This window comes from Noviherbaspirillum sedimenti, assembly GCF_003590835.1.
Classification (GTDB): domain Bacteria; phylum Pseudomonadota; class Gammaproteobacteria; order Burkholderiales; family Burkholderiaceae_D; genus Paucimonas; species Paucimonas sedimenti.
The window spans coordinates 1,700,329-1,719,949 of the sequence record NZ_QYUQ01000002.1; the positions used below are offsets into that span (position 1 = coordinate 1,700,329).

Annotated in this window: 17 protein-coding genes; 2 read left to right on the top strand and 15 right to left on the bottom strand. The window is 62.1% G+C overall.

Annotation, left to right across the window (positions count from 1 at the left end; translation table 11 throughout):
* Window positions 1–9: 9 nt before the first annotated feature.
* The 8 genes from ccoG to D3878_RS23745 all read right to left on the bottom strand — a co-directional run bounded on the left by ccoG (window position 10) and on the right by D3878_RS23745 (window position 7,743).
* Window positions 10–1,422 (bottom strand): cytochrome c oxidase accessory protein CcoG, encoded by a 1,413-nt coding sequence (ccoG, locus tag D3878_RS07985; protein ID WP_119784979.1) that lies wholly within the window; start codon window positions 1,420–1,422, stop codon window positions 10–12.
* Between the two features lie 63 nt (window positions 1,423–1,485).
* Window positions 1,486–2,487: a cytochrome-c oxidase, cbb3-type subunit III gene (gene ccoP / locus D3878_RS07990; protein ID WP_119784980.1), complete on the bottom strand. Its 1,002-nt coding sequence runs from the start codon at window positions 2,485–2,487 to the stop codon at window positions 1,486–1,488.
* A gap of 2 nt (window positions 2,488–2,489) precedes the next feature.
* Window positions 2,490–2,648: a cbb3-type cytochrome oxidase subunit 3 gene (locus tag D3878_RS07995; RefSeq protein ID WP_119784981.1), complete on the bottom strand. Its 159-nt coding sequence runs from the start codon at window positions 2,646–2,648 to the stop codon at window positions 2,490–2,492.
* Window positions 2,649–2,669: 21 nt separating this feature from the next.
* Entirely contained in the window at window positions 2,670–3,287 is a 618-nt protein-coding gene (ccoO, locus tag D3878_RS08000; protein ID WP_119784982.1) for a cytochrome-c oxidase, cbb3-type subunit II, read from the bottom strand.
* A 28-nt stretch (window positions 3,288–3,315) separates the two neighbouring features.
* Window positions 3,316–4,770, bottom strand: a complete 1,455-nt coding sequence (gene ccoN, locus D3878_RS08005; RefSeq protein WP_119784983.1) for a cytochrome-c oxidase, cbb3-type subunit I — start codon at window positions 4,768–4,770, stop codon at window positions 3,316–3,318.
* Window positions 4,771–5,043: 273 nt separating this feature from the next.
* The gene (gene ccoS / locus D3878_RS08010) at window positions 5,044–5,205 is read right to left on the bottom strand and encodes a cbb3-type cytochrome oxidase assembly protein CcoS (protein WP_119784984.1); all 162 of its coding nucleotides are present in this window, start codon (window positions 5,203–5,205) and stop codon (window positions 5,044–5,046) included.
* Between the two features lie 5 nt (window positions 5,206–5,210).
* Window positions 5,211–7,502, bottom strand: a complete 2,292-nt coding sequence (locus D3878_RS08015) for a heavy metal translocating P-type ATPase (RefSeq protein WP_119784985.1) — start codon at window positions 7,500–7,502, stop codon at window positions 5,211–5,213.
* Complete coding sequence (locus D3878_RS23745; RefSeq protein WP_158592212.1) at window positions 7,492–7,743, bottom strand: heavy metal translocating P-type ATPase metal-binding domain-containing protein; 252 nt, start codon at window positions 7,741–7,743, stop codon at window positions 7,492–7,494. Before D3878_RS23745 ends, D3878_RS08015 begins: the two co-directional genes overlap by 11 nt.
* Window positions 7,744–7,996: 253 nt before the next feature.
* Between D3878_RS23745 and D3878_RS08025 the strand changes: the two genes are divergently transcribed.
* The gene (locus D3878_RS08025) at window positions 7,997–8,335 is read left to right on the top strand and encodes an HPF/RaiA family ribosome-associated protein (protein ID WP_119787772.1); all 339 of its coding nucleotides are present in this window, start codon (window positions 7,997–7,999) and stop codon (window positions 8,333–8,335) included.
* A gap of 161 nt (window positions 8,336–8,496) precedes the next feature.
* Here the strand turns inward: D3878_RS08025 and D3878_RS08030 are convergent, their stop codons facing one another.
* From D3878_RS08030 to prpB, 7 genes are all read right to left on the bottom strand, one after another.
* Window positions 8,497–8,823, bottom strand: a complete 327-nt coding sequence (locus tag D3878_RS08030) for a hypothetical protein (RefSeq protein WP_119784987.1) — start codon at window positions 8,821–8,823, stop codon at window positions 8,497–8,499.
* Window positions 8,824–9,073: 250 nt separating this feature from the next.
* Window positions 9,074–9,814, bottom strand: coding sequence for a 3-oxoacyl-ACP reductase FabG (fabG, locus tag D3878_RS08035; protein WP_119784988.1), 741 nt, complete (start codon window positions 9,812–9,814; stop codon window positions 9,074–9,076).
* A 327-nt stretch (window positions 9,815–10,141) separates the two neighbouring features.
* On the bottom strand, window positions 10,142–11,593 hold the full coding sequence (locus tag D3878_RS08040; RefSeq protein ID WP_119784989.1) for a bifunctional 2-methylcitrate dehydratase/aconitate hydratase: 1,452 nt from the start codon (window positions 11,591–11,593) through the stop codon (window positions 10,142–10,144).
* A 52-nt stretch (window positions 11,594–11,645) separates the two neighbouring features.
* Entirely contained in the window at window positions 11,646–12,839 is a 1,194-nt protein-coding gene (prpF, locus tag D3878_RS08045) for a 2-methylaconitate cis-trans isomerase PrpF (RefSeq protein ID WP_119784990.1), read from the bottom strand.
* A gap of 89 nt (window positions 12,840–12,928) precedes the next feature.
* Entirely contained in the window at window positions 12,929–15,523 is a 2,595-nt protein-coding gene (acnD, locus tag D3878_RS08050; protein ID WP_119784991.1) for a Fe/S-dependent 2-methylisocitrate dehydratase AcnD, read from the bottom strand.
* Between the two features lie 141 nt (window positions 15,524–15,664).
* Window positions 15,665–16,819 carry a bifunctional 2-methylcitrate synthase/citrate synthase gene (gene prpC / locus D3878_RS08055; protein ID WP_119784992.1) on the bottom strand — a complete coding sequence of 385 codons (1,155 nt, stop codon included), beginning with the start codon at window positions 16,817–16,819 and terminating at the stop codon, window positions 15,665–15,667.
* Window positions 16,820–16,869: 50 nt separating this feature from the next.
* Complete coding sequence (gene prpB / locus D3878_RS08060) at window positions 16,870–17,760, bottom strand: methylisocitrate lyase (protein ID WP_119784993.1); 891 nt, start codon at window positions 17,758–17,760, stop codon at window positions 16,870–16,872.
* 222 nt (window positions 17,761–17,982) lie between these two features.
* Between prpB and prpR the strand changes: the two genes are divergently transcribed.
* Window positions 17,983–19,617 (top strand): propionate catabolism operon regulatory protein PrpR, encoded by a 1,635-nt coding sequence (prpR, locus tag D3878_RS08065; protein ID WP_119784994.1) that lies wholly within the window; start codon window positions 17,983–17,985, stop codon window positions 19,615–19,617.
* Window positions 19,618–19,621 lie beyond the last annotated feature (4 nt).

The window sequence follows — 19,621 nt, forward strand, 5'->3', positions numbered from 1 at the left end:
GTATTTCTCCTAGCGCGGCACGATGAAGACCGCTTTTTCCGTGATCTTCACGCTCTGGTCGTCCGTATCCTGTATCACGAACTTGATCCGGTTGGATCCCGGTTGCGCCGCACCGGCAGGTACCCGCACCCGCACCGGCACTGCCTTGGTGGTGGCCGCGGCCACCTCGAATTGCGATTCCGAGACGATGCTGACGCCATTGATGCCTTGCACAGAAATCACGTAGCGGTTCGGCTTTTCCTCGGTATTCATCATCTGCAGGCGATAGACGTTGTCGACCGAACCATCTTCGGTCGCGCGCGGCATGCCGCGGTCGCGGATGACGTCGACCTTGAGCGGCTGGCGCAGCGCCAGCGACATGGCCGCCGCCAGGATGATCAGGCCGAGAATGCTGAAATAGATCAAAGTGCGCGGACGCAGCACGCGGCGCCAGATGTCGCGGCGGCCCAGCTTGTTGATCATGGCATGTTCGGTGGTGTAGCGGATCAGCCCCTTGGGGTAACCCATCTTGTCCATCACCTGGTCGCAGCCGTCGATGCAGGCGGCGCAGCCGATGCATTCGTACTGCAGGCCCTCGCGGATGTCGATGCCGGTCGGGCAGACTTGCACGCAGATGCCGCAATCGATGCAGTCGCCCATGCCGAGTTCGAAACGGTCGGCCTGCTTGCTGCGCGGGCCGCGCGGCTCGCCGCGCACGGTGTCGTAGGTGACGGTAAGGGTGTCCTTGTCGAACATCGCGCTCTGGAAGCGCGCGTACGGGCACATGTACTTGCACACCTGCTCGCGCATCCAGCCGGCATTGCCGTAGGTGGCGAAGCCGTAGAACAGGATCCAGAAAGTTTCCCAGGGGCCGAGCGCGAAGCTCATGACTTCCTCGGCCAGCAGGTGGATCGGCGTGAAATAGCCGACAAAGGTAAAACCGGTCCACAGCGCAATCGCGCCCCATACCAGGTGCTTGGAACCCTTCAGCGCCACCTTGCGCGCCGACAGCGGCTCACGGTCGAGGCGGATGCGGGCGCTGCGTTCGCCCTCGATCTTGCGCTCGACCCACATGAAGATTTCGGTGTAGACGGTCTGCGGACAGGCGTAGCCGCAAAACACGCGCCCGCCCACCGCAGTAAACAAAAACAGCGCCAGCGCCGAGATGACCAGCAGGACCGCCAGGTAAATGAAGTCCTGCGGCCACAGCACCAGGCCAAAGATATAAAACTTACGGGAAACCAGGTCGAACAATACCGCCTGGCGATCGTTCCAGGTCAGCCAGGGGCCGCCGTAGAAGATGATCTGGGTAAACCACACCAGTATCCAGCGCCAGGTGGCAAACCAGCCGGTCAGCGCCCGCGGGTAAATCTTCTTGCGGACTTCATACAGGCTTTGCTCGATCTCTTGCTGCGAGTACTGCTTGGGGGGTGAGGTTTCCATCGTCTTTCCTGCTTGCCGATGGCACCCCGCAGGGCGGCCACCGGTACTGCTCTATGCTTTGGATTACTGCCTGGCCGGGGTGTCGCTCACGCCGGTCAGCTTGCCCATCGCCCTGGCATCGCCAGCCGAAATGCCGGCTACCGTGGCTTGCCGGTTCGATAGCCCCCAGACATAGGCTGCCAGCAAATGTACCTTGGCGTCGGACAGGATGCCTTTGTGCGCCGGCATCATGTTGCCGCGGCCCTTGTTGATGGCATCCATCACGTTGTTGAGGCCGCCACCATACAGCCAGGTCTTGTCGGTCAGGTTGGGCGCGCCGAGGACCTGGTTGCCCTTGCCGTCGGCGCCATGGCAGGCGGCGCAGGCGGCATACTTCGCCTTGCCCATCACGGCCTTGATCGGGTCATGGCTCGAGCCGGACAGGCTCAGCACGTAATTGGCGACATTGCGCACGTCCTGGTCGCCGCCGACGGCCGCGGCCATGGAAGGCATCTGGCCATGGCGGCCTTCGCGAATCGACGCCAGCACCGTTTCCGGGGCGCCGCCGTACAGCCAGTCGGTGTCGGCGAGGTTGGGGAAGCCCTTGCTGCCCTGCGCGTCCGAGCCGTGGCACTGGGCGCAGGAATTCAGGAACAGGCGCTCGCCGATTTCCCTGGCCTGCGGATCCTGGGCCAGCGCCGGGATGGGCATGGCCTGGTACTTGTTGAAGATCGGGCCGTATTTTTCTTCACCGGCTTTCATTTCCTGCGCATATTTTCCAACCTGGCTCCAGCCGAGCGTGCCCTGCATCGAGCCAAGGCCGGGATACAGGATCAGGTAGCCGAGAGCGAAGACGATGGTCAGGTAGAACATGATCATCCACCAGCGCGGCAAGGGATTGTTGTTTTCAACCAGGTCCTCATCCCAGACGTGGCCGGTAGTCTGCACCGGCAGCGGCTGGCCGTCCGCACCCACCTTGACCTTGACCTTGGACTGCGAATACAGCAGCAGTCCGCAGGCAAGGATGCCCAGCAGCGTGACGCCGGCGATGAAAAGGCTCCAGCCGTTATGTAAGAAATCTGCCATGATCAGTTTCCAGTTGTTGCGTTATCTTGATCTTGTTCGAGCGGCATGCGGCCCATCGCCTCGAAGCGTTCCTTGTTGTGGCGGCTGTAGGCCCAGAACGCGATGCCGAGGAAGACCAGCAAGCTCAATATCGTAAAAATGATGTTAAGGATCGTAGACATGATTGGGTTCCCCCGTGTCGATCAATACTTGTTCTTGACCGCGGTGCCAAGCACCTGCAAGTAAGCGACCAGAGCGTCTTCCTCGGTCTTGCCCTTGACGTCATCGGCTGCCTTGGCGATCTGCTCGTCCGTATAAGGCACGCCTACCGAGCGCATCGCGCGCATCTTCGGTGCGATCGCGGCCGGATCGAGAACCGCCTTGGTTAGCCAGCTGTAGGCCGGCATGTTCGACTCCGGCACCACGTCGCGCGGATTGCGCAGGTGGATGCGATGCCACTCGTCGCTGTAACGGCCGCCGACGCGCGCCAGGTCCGGACCGGTGCGCTTGCTGCCCCACTGGAACGGGTGGTCATAGATCGATTCGCCGGGCACCGAATAGTGGCCGTAGCGCTCGGTTTCGGCGCGGAACGGCCGGATCATCTGCGAGTGGCAGTTGTAGCAGCCTTCGCGCAGGTAGACGTCGCGCCCGGCCAGCTGCAGCGCCGAATACGGCTTCCAGCCCTCGACTGGCTGCGTGGTGGTTTTCTGGAAGAACAACGGCACGATTTCCACCAGGCCGCCGATACTGACCACCAGCACCGACAGCACGATCAGCAGGGTGACGTTTTTTTCAATCAGTTCGTGAGTAAATTTACGCATCTATCTTCTCCTCTTGGCGCGGACCGGCTCAGGCAGCCGCATGGACAGGCGCATGGGCGGCGTCGCTCTGCACGGGGATTTTGGGATCGACCGCGGGTGCGCCGGCGATGGTCTTGACCATGTTGTAGGCCATGCACAGCATGCCGAACAGGTACAGCGCGCCGCCGGAGAAACGGATGATGTAGTACGGATAGGTGGCCTTGACGCTTTCCACGAAGGTATAGGTCAGGGTACCGTCCGCGTTCACCGCACGCCACATCAGGCCTTGCATGACGCCGGCGATCCACATCGAGGCGATGTACAGCACCACGCCGATGGTGGCGGTCCAGAAGTGCACCTCGATCAGGCTCTTGCTGTACATTTCAGTCTTGCCGAACAGGCGCGGGATCATGTAGTACAGGCTGCCCATGGTGATGAAGCCGACCCAGCCGAGGGCGCCGGCGTGGACGTGGCCGATGGTCCAGTCGGTGTAGTGCGACAGGGCATTGACGGTCTTGATCGACATCATCGGGCCTTCGAAGGTGGCCATGCCGTAGAACGACAGGGCGACGATCAAAAAGCGCAGGATCGGGTCGGAACGCAGCTTGTGCCAGGCGCCCGACAGGGTCATCATGCCGTTGATCATGCCGCCCCAGCTCGGCGCCAGCAGGATCAGCGAGAACACCATGCCGACCGATTGCGCCCAGTCGGGCAAGGCGGTGTAGTGCAGATGGTGCGGGCCCGCCCACATGTAGGTGAAGATCAGCGCCCAGAAGTGCACGATCGACAGGCGGTAGGAATAGATCGGCCGGCCGGCTTGCTTGGGAATGAAGTAATACATCATGCCGAGGAAGCTGGTGGTGAGGAAAAAGCCCACGGCGTTATGGCCATACCACCACTGGATCATCGCGTCCTGCACGCCGGCATAGGCGGAGTAGGACTTCATGAACTCGACCGGGATCGCGATGTTGTTGACGATGTGTAGCAAGGCGATGGTCAGAACGAAGCTGCCAAAGAACCAGTTCGCGACATAAATATGCGAGACCTTGCGCTTGTAGAGCGTGCCGAAGAACACGATGGCGTAAGCGACCCAGACCAGCGTGATGAGGATATCGATCGGCCATTCGAGTTCGGCGTATTCCTTGCCTTGGGTAAAGCCCAGCGGCAGCGAAATGGCGGCGGCGACGATCACCGCTTGCCAGCCCCAGAACACGAAGGCGGCCAGCTTGTCCGAAAACAGCCGTACGCCGCAGGTGCGCTGCACCACGTAAAAGGAAGTCGCCATCAGGGCGGTGCCGCCAAAGGCGAAGATCACCGCATTGGTGTGCAGCGGCCGCAGGCGGCCGTAACTGAGCCAGGGAATGCCCATCCCCAGCTCCGGCCAGGCCAGCTGGGCGGCAATGAAAACGCCCACCAGCATGCCCACTACGCCCCAGACGACGGACATGATGGTCAATTGGCGAACGACCTTGTAGTTGTAACTCGAAGCAAGGGCTTGGGTCATATGTCGGCTCTTTGAGAAAATTTCTGGGGAGACTGTACTGGAGGGATTTTGCAACGCACTTGATTCAGATCAAGCGGTATTGCCAATTTGCAATCATTTTAGCCGAGCGAGGATGCGTCACGCTGCATAGGGGTGACACTGCCGCGGAATTCATGCGGCGAAATAACGATACGGAGCGATTGCAAGCTGCCGAAGCTTGGCAGCGCAATGCGGACCGCAGCCGCGCTGCGGGATTACAGGAAGAAGATGAAGTGCGCGTTGCTCGCCGGCAGTTCAGGCGGCCGGTGGCGGTTTCTCGTCATCGTCGGCGAGGAGGCGCTCGCTGACTTCGTCGAGATCGTCGAACTGGCGGCTGCTCAAGGCCCACCAGAACACGGCGCCGACGGCGAACACCAGGATCACGCTCAGGGGCACCAGCAAATAAAGGACATCCATTTGAGTCAATCAGTCCGAGAAAATATGCGCAACGAATTCAAAACAACGATGAGCGAACTGAGCGCCATGCCGATCGCCGCATGCCAGGGTTGCAACAGGCCGGAGACGGCGGCGGGAATCGCCACCAGGTTGTACAACAGCGCCCAGCCGAGGTTTTGCCGGATCAGGGCCAGCGCCCGGCCGGTGGTCGTCACTGCCGCTGCCATGTCCTGCAGGCGGTTCGACATCAGCACCAGGTCGCTGCGCACCTGGGCGATCGGCGCCCCCTGCCCCATCGCGATCGAGACGTCGGCCAGCGACAATACCGGGCCATCGTTCATGCCGTCGCCGACCATCGCCACCAAGGCTCCCTGCTTCTGCAACGCCGCCACCATGTCGTGCTTGTGCTCCGGGCGCAGTTCGCCGTGGGCGACATCGATGCCCAGTTCGCGCGCCACCTTGGCCACCACGTCGTGCTTGTCGCCGGACAGCAGCCATACCTGTTTGCCTTGCCGACGCAGGAAGGCGATGCAGGCGGCGGCGTCCGCGCGGATCTGGTCCTGCAGCGCGAACAGGGCGATCCAGCCGCGCTCATCGCCCAGCGCCGAGACGGTCTTGCCGGCGAACTCTGGCGGCAAGACGAGGGCTTGGCCGTGCAATTCCTGCACGAACGCCAGATTGCCAAGGCGGTAACGCTGCGCGCCAGCCTGCGCTTCCATGCCCTGGCCGGCGACTTCACGCAAATCCGTATATTGGGTGCCGTGGCCGAAGATGCCGGCGGCGGCCGCGGCCCTGGCCAGGGCCTGCGATACCGGGTGGGTGGAGGCGGCGGCGATGGCCGCCGTCATGCCCAGCAATTCGGCGTGCTCGAGGCCGGGCTGCAGGGTGTGCACGCCGGCCAGTTGCAGGCGGCCTTCGGTCAGGGTGCCGGTCTTGTCGAAAACGAAATGCGTGGCGCGCGCCAACGTCTCGACCGCGCGGCCGCGTGCCACCAGCACGCCGCTTTTGGCCAGGCGGCCGATGGCGCCGGCCATGACGCTGGGCGCGGCCAGCGACAGCGCGCACGGGCAAGTCACCACCAGCACGCTGATCGCGATCCATAGCGCACGCGCGGAATCGATCTGCCACCACACCAGCGCCGCCAGCAGCGCCACCACCAGGATCGCCGTCATGAAGCGGCTGGCGTGGCGATCGGCCAGCGCCACCAGCGGCGGCTTTTCATTGGCGGCCGCTTCCATTTTCTGCACCAGCGCCGACAACTGGGTGGCGTCGCCGACCCGTTCCGCCCGCATCACCAGTTGCCCCGAAAGGTTGATGGCGCCGCCCACCAGTTCGGCGCCGACCTCCTTGGCCACCGGCTGCGATTCGCCGGTCATCAGAGCTTCGTCGCATTCGCTGTACCCTTCCAGCACGCGGCCGTCGGCCGGAATCTGCGCGCCTGGCGCCACCAGCAAAAGGTCGCCTTCGCGCAGCTCGCCCGCATCCACCTGCTCGGTGCGGCGGCTGGCGGGATAGTCGGGCAGGCGCTGCGCATTCAGCGGCGCCAGCGCGGTCAGGGCCTGCAATGCCGCCATGCTCTTGCCCTGCACACGGTCCTGGAGCAGGCGCGCAATCAGCAGCAGGGTCACGAACATGATCAGTGAATCGTAATACACCGGGCCGCCGCGGTAGGTGGCCCAGACGCTGGCGCCGAAGGTGGCGAGGATGCCTGCCGAGACCGGCACATCCATGCCGACATGGCGGTTGCGCAGGTCGCGCCAGGCCGCACTGAAGAACGGCGCGGAAGAAAAGAACACCACCGGCACGGTCAGCACCATGCTGGCGATCTTCAGCAGGCGGTCGATATCCGGGGTCAGGTCGCCATTGATATCCGGCACCGGCTGCAAGTAGGCAGGAAAGGCATACATCATCACCTGCATCATGGCGAAAGCGGCGACGAACAGACGCCACCACACCATCTTATTCTGTTGCGCGGCGCTACTGTCTTTGGCGCCGGCCGGCAAGGCGCTGTAGCCGAGCGCGGCAATCGCCTCGACGATCTCGCGCAAGCCGATGCGGCGCGGGTCCCAGCGCAGTTCGGCGCGGTGGCTGGCGGCATTGATGCGGAAAGTCTCGACGCCGGCAAGGTGCTGCACCCGGTATTCGATGATTTGCGAACAGGCGGCGCAGCGCATGCCGCCGATGGCGAGCTTGTCGTACGCCAGCGCCATGTGCGCCAGTTCCGCAGGCGCCGGTTCCGGTTGCGCCGGCATGTCCTTAGCGCGTTCTGGCTGCGCCAGTTGCTGCGCGCCGGACATGAGGGATGTTTCACTTGTCATTGCTTGCGGCCACCTGCCCTTTTTGCGCGCGGTATTGCTGCACCATGCCCATCTGTTCCACCGTCTTCAGAATGGCGGCGCAGCCGTGGCAGCAGACAGTGCGCGCGGCGCCATCGAATTGCACGTCGATGGCATGACGCCGTTTCACCAGATCGCCGCAATGAAAGCACGGCAGCTTCTCCGACGCCGGCACTTGCCCGGCCCGTTCCCCGCCAACCAGCGATGTCAGCCAACGCAGCATAGTCTGATCCGGCCCAAAGCCGGATAAAAAATAAATAAAGACAGTCCGCATTTTCTCATGATTACCCGCGAGTATGCAGTCCGGCATGACCGTGCAACTCAGGCAGGGGGCTTGCTGCACAGGGTTGTTGCCAGACAATTCGTGAACCATGTACAGGCAAATCATCATTCCGGTGCGCCAGCTTCTGGTGTAATATTTGAATGTAGCCGGGCTTGTTCGCCAGCCTTTTCAGAAACTTTTTATGTCAGGCACCATGCAAAATTCCCTGCAAATTCTCTTTCGAGACATCCCGACATCCGAAGCTATCGACGCCGAAATCCGCAAGCGCGTGGCCAAGCTGGAAAAACTCTGCAGCGACCTGATGACATGTCTGGTTTCAGTCGAGTCCGAAGCCAACCACAAGCAGCAAGGCAAGCTTTACCGCGTACGGGTCGACATCAAGGCGCGCGGCGCCGAACTGGTGGTCGATGGTTCGCGTACGTCGAATGAGGATGCCTATGTGGCCGTGCGCGACAGTTTCGATGCCATGACGCGCCAGGTGGAAGAATTCGTCGAACGCCGCCGCGGCGATGTCAAGACCCATACGGCCTGAACGCATCGTTCCCATCGTTTCATTCAATTCGATATCCAGGCATACAAACAGCCTTGGCGCTTACCAGCGCCAAGGCTGTTTCAGTTTACTGCCATTACGTTGATTACTTTGATTACTGGCAAGCATGCCTTACAGTGCATGCGCCTGCGGTTCTTTAAAGTTTAGTGCAAACTGTGCTTCAAGTCGGACAGTTCCCGATGCGCCAGTAACACGGCATCCCGCACATCCTCATCCAGATCACTTGCATTTTCGCAAGCATATTTAGCCCGATCCCCCAGTTCTTCCAGATCATCAACACACTGGATGATCTGGCTTTCATCCTGCGATTGCATGACTTTCCTGGCTTGGCCGGTTTGCTGATCGAGTTCGTTTATGCATTGTTTCAAATCCGACGGTACGTCGGCAGAAGTGCGGCAAGCCTCGCTGGCGTGCTCGATGGTTTGCTCAATATGATTGAACCGCTGCCGAATTTCGTTTACTTGCATCATGGCGACACTCCTTGTTCAAGATTACCCGGAATAAAAATTACCGGTTGAAGATCCATCCCCTTCCTGCCACGCTGGGCGTGCGCGCTGCAAGCGCAACAGATGCCGCCCAACTTGTCATGGGTATTTGATAAGCAGGCAACAATGAAGTTCCGGCGAACCCGGCGTGCCGCTGCGCCACGCTGCGTGCGCGCATAAAAAAACGCGAGACCTGCTCGCGCTTTTTTCCGATGGCGCTTTTGTACGATGGCGCTTACAGGGTCAGGCCACCGGTGACTTCAATGACGGCACCATTGATGTAGCTGGCCTCGTCGGAAGCGAGAAAGGCAAAGGTGTTGGCAATTTCTTCCGGTTTACCCAGGCGGCCCATCGGCACGCGGTCTTCCATCGACTTGATCACATCGGCCGGCATGTCCTTCAGGATCGGGGTGGCGATGAAACCGGGACAGACCGAGTTGACGCGGATGCCCTTGCGGCCGAGTTCGCGGGTCCAGGTCTTGGCCATGCCGATCACGCCGAACTTGGCAGCGGCGTAATTGGTCTGGCCGAAGTTGCCGAACAGTCCGACGACTGAAGAGGCATTGACGATGGCGCCGGATTTTTGTTCCAGCATGATGTCGACCACAGCCTTGGTACAGTTGTAGACGCCCTTGAGGTTGACATCGATCACCTTGTCGAATTGCGCTTCCGTCATTTTCTTCAGGGTCGAATCCATCACGATGCCGGCATTGTTGATCAGGGTATCGATGCGGCCGTACTTGGCCATCGTGCCCTGGACCATGGCGGCGATGGTGTCCTTTTTGGTGACATCGACCGCAAAACCGATCGCTTCGCCGCCGGCTTCGCGGATCTGCTCGACCACGTTGTCGACGCCGGCCTGGTTCATGTCGCAAACCACGACCTTGGCGCCTTCCCGGGCGAATTTCAGCGCGGTGGCCTGGCCGATACCCTGAGCCGCCCCGGTGATGATTGATACCTTGTTTGCAAGTCGCATAAATTCTCCCCCTGGCAATACGGTTACATTCGGTTAAATACTTCCATTCTTTGTCTTGTCGGCCCGGATTTTGGTCCAGACAAACTCATTGTAGAACCGGCGTACATTATTTCCTGATTATTTTGCCGCTCAACGGCCCTAATTTAACCGATTGGCAGCGACCGGTTAAGCAAGTTAAGAGGCGATGTGGTTTATTTTTAATATCGGCCAAATAAAAGCTTGCCGCGGGGCTTGGACGTGTTGTATTTACAATGCAAAACTGGTTTTTTGCACACAAAATGTGCGTGCAGATTAGCTTGCGCTCTTGAAAAAGTGCAGGCCCAGCGCTCAAATCACGTACAGGTCGACGTATTCGTGCACCGGCATGATTGCCAGCTTCTTTTGATCGAGCGAAACGTCCAGGATGGTTTTTTGTTGTTTTGGCGGGAACCTGCGCGCGAGATTCGTATGGAACTTGGCTTCCAGCAGGGGGATGCCTTCCTGCCGCCGACGGGCGTGGCCGATCGGGTATGCCACCACTACTTCCGCGAGCTTGCTGCCGTCATTGCACTCGACCGTCAGGGCATTGGCGATCGCGCGCTGCTGCGGATCGTGGTAATCCTGCGTGAAGAGCGGGTCTTCGACGCAGACGATCTTGTCGCGCAGGATGTCGATGCGCTTGTCGGCGGCGACCTCATCCTCGTAGTCGGCCGCAGTCAGGCGGCCGAAGATCAGCGGCACGGCAACCATGTACTGGATACAGTGGTCGCGGTCGGCCGGATTATTCAGCGGCCCCTGCTTGTCGATGATGCGGATGCAGGCTTCGTGGGTGCGGATAGTGACCCGGCGAATCTCTTCCACCGCCTTGCCAGCCTTTCGCAGCTGCGCGTGCAGGGTCATCGCCGCTTCCACGGCGGTTTGCGCGTGGAACTCGGCCGGGAAGGAAATCTTGAACAGGACGTTTTCCATCACGTAGCTGCCCCACTGCGAAACCGGCCGCTGGAACCGGAATGGCTGGCCCTTGAACAGGACGTCGTAGAAGCCCCAGGTGTTCGCGGTCAGCACCGATGGATAGCCCATCTCGCCGGTCCTGGCGATCAGCGCCAGGCGCACGGCGCGCGCCGTGGCGTCGCCGGCGGCCCAGGACTTGCGCGAGCCGGTATTGGGCGCATGACGGTAAGTGCGCAGCGCCTGGCCATCGACCCAGGCCAGCGAGACGGCGTTGAGCATTTCTGCGCGCGACAGGCCCAGCATCTGCGCGACGACTGCAGTGGATGCCACCTTGACCAGCACCACGTGGTCGAGGCCGACCTTGTTGAAGGCGTTTTCCAGCGCGATGCAGCCCTGGATTTCATGCGCCTTGATCATGGCGCTCAGGACATCCTGCATGAGCAGCGGCTGCTTGCCGGCGGCAATGGCGCTGCGCGAAAGCCAGTCGGCAGTCGCGAGGATGCCGCCGAGGTTGTCGGATGGATGCCCCCATTCGGCCGCCAGCCAGGTGTCGTTGAAGTCGAGCCAGCGGATCATGGCGCCGATGTTGAAGGCGGCCTGTACCGGATCGAGCTGGAATTGCGTGCCCGGCACCCTGGCGCCGTTGGGAACAATGGTGCCAGGCACGACGGGTCCGAGCAGCTTGGTGCAGGCCGGGTACTCGAGTGCTTCGAGGCCGCAACCGAGCGTGTCGATCAGGCAGTTGCGCGCAGTGTCATAGGCGAGATCAGAGCTGATCTCGCATTTCTGGACGTAGTCGACAATATCGACCAGAACTGCATCCCAGTCAGGGCGCTTGGCGGAATCCATGCTCCTTGAGACATGGCGTCCGCGCCATTGTTCCTCCGGGCCCGCCGGGCTTTCAGAAAGCGTCGCCAGGCACCCTTACCCATCCTTCCATCAGCACGCGGGCGCTGCGGCTCATGATGGCCTTGGTCACGCTCCATTCGCCATTGGCCTGGATCGCTTCGGCGCCCACGCGCAAGGTGCCCGAGGGATGACCGAAGCGCACCGCCGTGCGCGCACCGCCACCGGCGGCCAGGTTCACCAGCGTGCCTGGAATGGCGGCAGCGGTGCCGATGGCAACCGCAGCCGTCCCCATCATGGCGTGATGGAGTTTACCCATGGATAGCGCCCGCACCAGCAGATCGATATCGCCGGCAGCGACCTGCTTGCCGCTGGAAGCCACGTAATCGGCCGGCTTGGCGACATAGGCGACCTTTGGCGTGTGCTGGCGCCTGGCAGCTTCATCGACGTGCTTGATGAGCCCCATGCGCAGTGCGCCATAAGCGCGGATCGTCTCGAACATGGCCAGCGCCTTGGCATCGCCGTTGATGGCATCCTGCAACTCGGTGCCGGTGTAGCCGATCGCTTCCGCATTCACGAAGATGGTCGGGATGCCGGCATTGATCATGGTGACCTTGAGCGTGCCGACACCCGGCACCTCGAGATCGTCGACCATGTTCCCGGTCGGGAACATGGCGCCGCCACCATCGCCCTCGCCTTCATCGGCCGGGTCCAGGAATTCGAGTTGCACTTCGGCTGCGGGGAAAGTGACGCCATCGAGTTCAAAGTCGCCGGTTTCCTGCACTTCGCCGTTGGTGATCGGTACGTGGGCGATGATGGTCTTGCCGATGTTGGCTTGCCAGATGCGCACAGTGGCGATGCCGTTTTGCGGGATGCGGGCAGCATCGACCAGGCCGCTGGCAAGCGCGAAGGAGCCCACCGCAGCCGACAGGTTGCCGCAGTTGCCGCTCCAGTCGACGAAAGCCTTGTCGATCGCGACTTGGCCGAACAGGTAATCGACGTCATGCCCAGGCTTGCTGGATTTGGACAGGATGACGGTCTTGCTGGTGCTGGAAGTCGCCGCGCCCATGCCATCAATCTGCTTGCCGTAAGGGTCGGGGCTGCCGATGACGCGCAACAGCAAAGCATCGCGCGCCGCACCTGGCACCTGGGCGGCTGCTGGCAAGTCTTGCAGGCGGAAAAACACGCCTTTGCTGGTGCCGCCACGGATGTAGGTGGCGGGGATTTTGATCTGGGGTACGTGAGCCATGAAATGTTCTCCTGAAATGGCTGAGGCGGCACGTTGCCGTACCGCCTCAGTATGTTGCGTCAGTGCGTCTGATGCAGGCGGCTTTGGATTCAGGCCGCTTTTGACGATGCCAGGAAGTCCTGGGCGAAGCGTTGCAGCACGCCGCCGGCTTCGTAGACAGACACTTCTTCGGCGGTATCGAGACGGCAGGTCATCGGTACTTCCACGCGCTCACCGTTCCTGCGGGTGATCGCAAGAGTCAAGTCCGCGCGCGGCCTGAGCTCTCCGATCACGTCATAGGTCTCGGTGCCGTCGATGTTCAGGGTCAGGCGGTTGGTGCCAGGCTTGAACTCCAGCGGCAGCACGCCCATGCCGATCAGGTTGGTGCGGTGGATGCGCTCGAAGCCTTCGGCTGCGATGACTTCCACGCCTGCCAGGCGCACGCCCTTGGCGGCCCAGTCACGCGAGGAGCCCTGGCCGTAGTCGGCGCCGGCGACGATGATCAGCGGCTGCTTGCGCTCCATGTAGGTCTCGATGGCTTCCCACATGCGCATGACCTTGCCTTCCGGCTCGACGCGGGCCAGCGAACCGGCCTTCACCGTGCCGTCTTCCTTCTTCACCATCTCGTTCTTCAGCGTCGGGTTGGCGAAGGTGGCGCGCTGTGCAGTGAGGTGGTCGCCGCGGTGGGTGGCGTAGGAATTGAAGTCTTCCTCCGGCAGGCCCATTTTCGCCAGGTACGCACCGGCAGCGCTGTCCAGCATGATGGCATTGGACGGCGACAGGTGGTCGGTGGTGATGTTATCCGGCAGCACCGCCAGCGCACGCATGCCCGTCATGGTGCGCGCGCCAGCGAGGGCGCCTTCCCAATACGGCGGGCGACGGATATAGGTGGACTGCGGGCGCCAGTCGTACAGCGGCGTGACCTTTTCGCCGGCATCCGCTGAAATCGCGAACATCGGCTCGTAGACCTTGCGGAACTGTTCCGGCTTGACGCTGGACTTGACGATGGCGTCGATCTCTTCGTCGTTCGGCCAGATGTCTTTCAGGCGGATTTCGCGGCCGTCGACCACGGCCAGCACATCCTTCTCGATATCGAAGCGGATGGTGCCGGCAATCGCGTAAGCCACCACCAGCGGCGGCGACGCCAGGAAAGCCTGCTTGGCATAGGGGTGAATGCGGCCGTCGAAGTTGCGGTTACCGGACAACACGGCCGTGGCATACAGGTCGCGGTCGATGATTTCCTGCTGAATCTTCGGATCCAGTGCACCGGACATGCCGTTACAGGTGGTGCAGGCAAACGCGACGATGCCGAAGCCCAGCTTTTCCAGGTCCGGCAGCAATCCGGCTTCTTCCAGATACAGCTCAACCGCCTTGGAGCCCGGCGCCAGCGACGACTTCACCCAGGGCTTGCGGGTCAGGCCCAGCTTGTTGGCATTGCGCGCCAGCAGGGCCGCAGCGATGACGTTGCGCGGGTTGCTGGTGTTGGTGCAGCTGGTAATCGCCGCGATGATCACGGCGCCGTCCGGCATCTGGCCGGGGACTTCGTCCCACTTGCCGGCGATGCCCCTGGCGGCGAGATCAGCAGTCGCCACGCGCGCATGCGGGTTGGAAGGGCCTGCCATGTTGCGCACGACAGTCGACAGGTCGAACTTGAGTACGCGCTCATATTCGGCATTCTTCAAGGTATCCGACCACAGGCCGGCTTCTTTCGCGTAAGTCTCCACCAGCCTGACCTGCTCGTCGGCACGGCCGGTTAGCTTCAGGTAGGTAATGGTCTGCTCATCGATGGAGAACATCGCCGCCGTGGCGCCGTATTCCGGCGCCATATTGGAGATGGTCGCGCGGTCGCCCAGGGTCAAGGCAGCGGCGCCCTCGCCGTAGAACTCGAGGTAGGCGCCGACCACCTTGGACTTGCGCAGGAACTCGGTCAGCGCCAGCACGACGTCGGTGGCGGTGATGCCCGGCTGCGGGCGGCCGGCGAGCTCGACGCCGACGATTTCCGGCAGGCGCATCCAGGAGGCGCGGCCCAGCATCACGTTCTCGGCTTCCAGACCTCCGACACCGACGGCAATCACGCCGAGCGCGTCGACGTGCGGCGTGTGGCTGTCGGTGCCGACCAGCGTATCCGGAAAGGCGACGCCGTCCTGCGCGTGCACCACCGGGCTCATCCGCTCCAGATTAATCTGGTGCATGATGCCGTTACCCGGCGGGATCACTTCGACGTTCTTGAACGCCAGCTTGGTCCAGTTGATGAAGTGGAAGCGGTCTTCGTTACGGCGGTCTTCGATGGCGCGGTTCTTGGCGAAGGCGTCGGGATCGAAGCCGCCGCACTCCACCGCCAGCGAATGGTCGACGATCAGTTGCACCGGCACGACCGGATTGACCTTGGCGGGGTCGCCGCCCTGCTCGGCAATGGCGTCACGCAGGCCGGCCAGGTCGACCAGCGCGGTCTGGCCGAGGATGTCGTGGCACACCACGCGCGCCGGGAACCACGGGAAGTCGAGGTCGCGCCTGCGCTCGACGAGTTGTTTCAGGGAGTCGGTCAGCGTGGCCGGGTCGCAGCGGCGCACGAGGTTTTCGGCATGCACGCGCGAGGTATACGGCAGCTTGTCCCAGGCGCCCGGCTGGATCGCGTTCACCGCGGCACGCGCGTCGAAGTAATCCAGTGTGGTGCCCGGCAGGGATTTGCGATAGGCGGAATTCATGGCTCAGTCCTGAAAGGAAACAACATTCTTAACTCGGCGCTGCCATGCTGGCATGGCAGCGCCGAAACGTCGGATAGCCGGCGTAGCGAGCAGCCCACTTCATTCATCCATGGGTTGCGCAGTAGCCGGACGCCGACGTTTTTACTTGCGATCTTTAATCGGCACAAACTTCAGATCTTCCGGGCCAACGTAGTTGGCGCTCGGGCGGATGATCTTGTTGTCGATGCGCTGCTCGATAATGTGCGCGGCCCAGCCGGAAGTACGTGCGATCACGAACAGCGGGGTGAACATCGCAGTCGGCACGCCCATCATGTGGTACGACACAGCCGAGAACCAGTCGAGGTTGGGGAACATCTTCTTGATGTCCCACATCACGGCTTCGAGGCGCTCGGCGATGTCGAACATCTTCAGCGAGCCGGCGTCCTTGGACAGGGTGCGGGCGACTTCCTTGATGACCTTGTTGCGCGGGTCCGAAATGGTATAGACGGGATGGCCGAAACCGATCACGACTTCCTTGTTCTCGACACGCATCTTGATGTCGGCTTCGGCTTCGTCCGGATTGTCATAGCGTTTCTGGATTTCGAAGGCGACTTCGTTGGCGCCGCCATGCTTGGGACCGCGCAGCGCACCGATGGCGCCGGTGATGGCCGAGTGCATGTCCGAGCCCGTGCCGGCGATGACGCGGCCGGTGAAGGTCGAGGCATTGAACTCGTGCTCGGCGTACAGGATCAGCGAGGTGTGCATGGCTTTTTCCCACAAGGCCGACGGCTTTTCGCCATGCAGCAGATGCAGGAAGTGGCCGCCGATGGAATCGTCGTCGGTTTCCACTTCGATGCGGCGGCCGTTGTTGCTGTAGTGGTACCAGTACAGCAGCATCGAACCCAGCGAGGCCATCAGGCGGTCGGCGATATCGCGCGCGCCCGGGGTGTTGTGATCATCCTTTTCCGGCAGCACGCAACCCAGCGCGGAAACGCCGCTGCGCATCACGTCCATCGGGTGGCTCGATGCCGGCAGCGCTTCCAGCACGGCCTTGACGCCGGCCGGCAAGCCGCGCAGGGCTTTGAGCTTGGCCTTGTAGGCCTTCAGTTCGGCGGCGGTCGGCAGCTTGCCGTGCACCAGCAGGTGGGCGATTTCCTCGAATTCGCAGGCGTCCGCCACATCCAGGATGTCATAGCCGCGATAATGCAGGTCGTTGCCGGTCTTGCCGACGGTGCACAGTGCAGTATTGCCGGCGGTAACGCCAGACAGGGCCACGGATTTTTTCGGCTTGAAACCGCTTGCTTGTTGTTCGCTCATTGTCTTCTCCTGATTCAGTTTGTCGGGGTTTTATTCGGGCTTATCTGAGATTACTTGGCTTTTTGCTGGGCGAACAGGGCGTCCAGTCTGCGCTCGAAATCGTGGTAGCCGATGCTCTCGTACAGTTCCATGCGGGTCTGCATGGTATCGACCACATTCTTTTGCGTGCCGTCGCGGCGGATCGCAGTGTAGACGTTTTCGGCAGCCTTGTTCATGGCGCGGAAAGCCGACAGCGGATACAGCACCAGGCCCACCTCCACCGACTTCAGCTCTTCGACCGTATACAGCGGGGTCGCGCCGAATTCGGTGATGTTGGCCAGCACCGGCACCTTCAGGGCGTCGGCGAAGGTCTTGTACATCGACAGCTCGGTGATCGCTTCCGGGAAAACCATGTCGGCGCCGGCTTCGACGCAAGCCTGGGCGCGGTCGAGCGCGGCTTCCAGGCCTTCGACGGCGAGCGCATCGGTGCGCGCCATGATGACGAAGTTTTCATCGGTGCGGGCATCGACGGCGGCCTTGATGCGGTCGACCATTTCCTGTTTGGTGACGATTTCCTTGTTGGGACGGTGGCCGCAGCGCTTGGCGCCGACCTGGTCTTCGATGTGGATGGCGGCGGCGCCGAACTTGATCATCGATTTGACCGTGCGGGCGACGTTGAAGGCCGAGGAACCGAAACCGGTATCGACGTCCACCAGCAGCGGCAGGTCGCAGACGTCGGTGATGCGGCGCACATCGGTCAAGACGTCGTCGAGATTGGAAATACCGAGGTCGGGCAGGCCGAGCGAACCGGCAGCAACGCCGCCGCCGGACAGGTAGATTGCCTTGAAGCCGGCGCGTTTGGCCAGCAGCGCATGGTTGGCGTTGATGGCGCCGACGACTTGCAAGGGGGATTCTTCCTGAACCGCCTTGCGAAAGGCGGCGCCTGCTGAAAATTGGGTCATGTGTGCACCTTTTCGTGGTGAGTGAGTGTTGCGATGGCCTGCCTGTTTGCAATGCCTGTGCCAACCAGGCGTTCCGCTACATGAAACCGCATGCTCCCGCGCATCATTCCTATTAAAATCAGGCACTTAAGCGAAGAGACGGAAATTCACAAGAGCGCATCGACGTCACCATGGCGTTTCATTCTATGTTACATTTGAAACGTTTGAAACACCACTTGAAACATGACACGTTCCAACTACCCGCTACGCGAAAGCGCCGACAAGCCGGTCATCTGGACCGTGTCGATCTCGCGCCTGTTCGACCTGTTCCGCGACATCATGGTCGAGTTCGACGAACGCGCCATCATCGAGCCGATCCATCTCGGCTTCGAGGATGCGGTGCAGCACATCCGCGAGCGCATGGCGACCGAGCGCTGCGACGCCATCATCGCTGCCGGCTCCAACGCCGCCTACCTGAAGAGCCGCATATCGGCGGTGCCGGTGGTGATCGCCAAGGCCAGCGGCTTCGATGTCATGCAGGCGCTGGCGCGCGCCCGCAAGCTCACCCCCGAGATCGGCCTGGTCACCTATCAGGAAACCATGCCGGCAGTGGCCGAGTTCATCGACACCTTCAGCCTGCGACTGGTGCAGCGCACCTATGTGACCGAGGAAGATGCCCGCGCCCAGATCAATGAATTGAAGGCGGCCGGCATCAAGGCCGTGGTCGGCCCCGGCCTGATCACCGACCTGGCCGAGGAAGCCGGCCTGACCGGGGTGTTTTTGTATTCCGCCGCCACCATCCGCCAGGCTTTCGAGGATGCGCTGGAAATCGCCCGCTTCACGCAACTCGAATCGTCGCGCGGCCGCAGCCATCCGCAGGCAGAATCGCTGCGCGCGCGCCACGGCCTGAACGATTTGAGAGGCGAATCCGCCGCCATGCAAGGCGTGCGCCAGTCGATTGCGCTGTTTGCGCGCTCGCCCGCGACGGTCCTGATCCAGGGCGAGACCGGCACCGGCAAGGAACTGGTGGCACAGGCCATCCACCGCGAAAGCCCGCGCGCGCGTCATCCCTTTGTCGCCATCAATTGCGGCGCGGTGGCGGAATCACTGCTGGAGTCCGAGCTGTTCGGCTACGAGGAAGGCGCCTTCACCGGCTCGCGCCGCGGCGGTCATGCCGGCCTGTTCGAAGCAGCCAATCGCGGCACCCTCTTCCTCGACGAGATCGGCGAAATGCCGGCGCAACTGCAGACGCGCCTGCTGCGCGTGCTGGAAGAGCGCGAGGTGGTGCGGGTCGGCGGTACGCGGCCGATTCCGGTGGATGTGCGCATCGTCTCGGCAACCCATTGCGACCTCGATGCACGCATCCATGACGGCCGCTTTCGCGCCGACCTGTTCTACCGGCTCGGCGTGCTGCGCGTGACGCTGCCGCCGCTGCGCGAGCGGCCGGACGACCTGGTGGCGCTGGCCGCGTGGTGCCTGAAGAACGCCCTGGCGGCGATGAACGTGCGCCCGCACGCCAACCTGCATGCGGAAGTGGTCGCCTGCGCGCCGCTGCTGGCCAGCTATGCCTGGCCGGGCAATGTGCGCGAACTGCGCAACATGATGGAACGCCTGGCATTGTTCCTGGCGGCGCAGCCGCTGCAGGCTTTGACACCCAGCTTCGTGCTGGGAGTGGCGCCGGAGCTGGCGCGGGATTTGGGACAGCGCCCGGCAGGCGCCATGATGCCTGTCTCCGCCCTGCCCGCGCCGGCGCCCCGACCGGGTCAGGAAAGCATCGCCGAGGTGCTGGCGCGCTTCGGCGGCAACCGCGAAGCGGCGGCCCGACATCTGGGCATCAGCCGCACGACCTTGTGGCGAAAATTGCGGGAACGCGGCTAGCGCC

Excerpts from the sequence above, each read along its gene's own strand:
- ccoP (WP_119784980.1), bottom strand. The coding sequence starts at position 2,487 with ATGGCAGATTTCTTACATAACGGCTGGAGCCTTTTCATCGCCGGCGTC.
- prpR (WP_119784994.1), top strand. The coding sequence starts at position 17,983 with ATGACACGTTCCAACTACCCGCTACGCGAAAGCGCCGACAAGCCGGTC.
- ccoG (WP_119784979.1), bottom strand. The coding sequence starts at position 1,422 with ATGGAAACCTCACCCCCCAAGCAGTACTCGCAGCAAGAGATCGAGCAA.
- ccoN (WP_119784983.1), bottom strand. The coding sequence starts at position 4,770 with ATGACCCAAGCCCTTGCTTCGAGTTACAACTACAAGGTCGTTCGCCAA.
- prpB (WP_119784993.1), bottom strand. The coding sequence starts at position 17,760 with ATGACCCAATTTTCAGCAGGCGCCGCCTTTCGCAAGGCGGTTCAGGAA.
- D3878_RS08025 (WP_119787772.1), top strand. The coding sequence starts at position 7,997 with ATGCAAAATTCCCTGCAAATTCTCTTTCGAGACATCCCGACATCCGAA.
- ccoO (WP_119784982.1), bottom strand. The coding sequence starts at position 3,287 with ATGCGTAAATTTACTCACGAACTGATTGAAAAAAACGTCACCCTGCTG.
- D3878_RS08030 (WP_119784987.1), bottom strand. The coding sequence starts at position 8,823 with ATGATGCAAGTAAACGAAATTCGGCAGCGGTTCAATCATATTGAGCAA.
- fabG (WP_119784988.1), bottom strand. The coding sequence starts at position 9,814 with ATGCGACTTGCAAACAAGGTATCAATCATCACCGGGGCGGCTCAGGGT.
- D3878_RS08015 (WP_119784985.1), bottom strand. The coding sequence starts at position 7,502 with ATGACAAGTGAAACATCCCTCATGTCCGGCGCGCAGCAACTGGCGCAG.
- prpF (WP_119784990.1), bottom strand. The coding sequence starts at position 12,839 with ATGGCTCACGTACCCCAGATCAAAATCCCCGCCACCTACATCCGTGGC.
- D3878_RS23745 (WP_158592212.1), bottom strand. The coding sequence starts at position 7,743 with ATGCTGCGTTGGCTGACATCGCTGGTTGGCGGGGAACGGGCCGGGCAA.
- ccoS (WP_119784984.1), bottom strand. The coding sequence starts at position 5,205 with ATGGATGTCCTTTATTTGCTGGTGCCCCTGAGCGTGATCCTGGTGTTC.
- prpC (WP_119784992.1), bottom strand. The coding sequence starts at position 16,819 with ATGAGCGAACAACAAGCAAGCGGTTTCAAGCCGAAAAAATCCGTGGCC.
- D3878_RS08040 (WP_119784989.1), bottom strand. The coding sequence starts at position 11,593 with ATGGATTCCGCCAAGCGCCCTGACTGGGATGCAGTTCTGGTCGATATT.
- acnD (WP_119784991.1), bottom strand. The coding sequence starts at position 15,523 with ATGAATTCCGCCTATCGCAAATCCCTGCCGGGCACCACACTGGATTAC.
- D3878_RS07995 (WP_119784981.1), bottom strand. The coding sequence starts at position 2,648 with ATGTCTACGATCCTTAACATCATTTTTACGATATTGAGCTTGCTGGTC.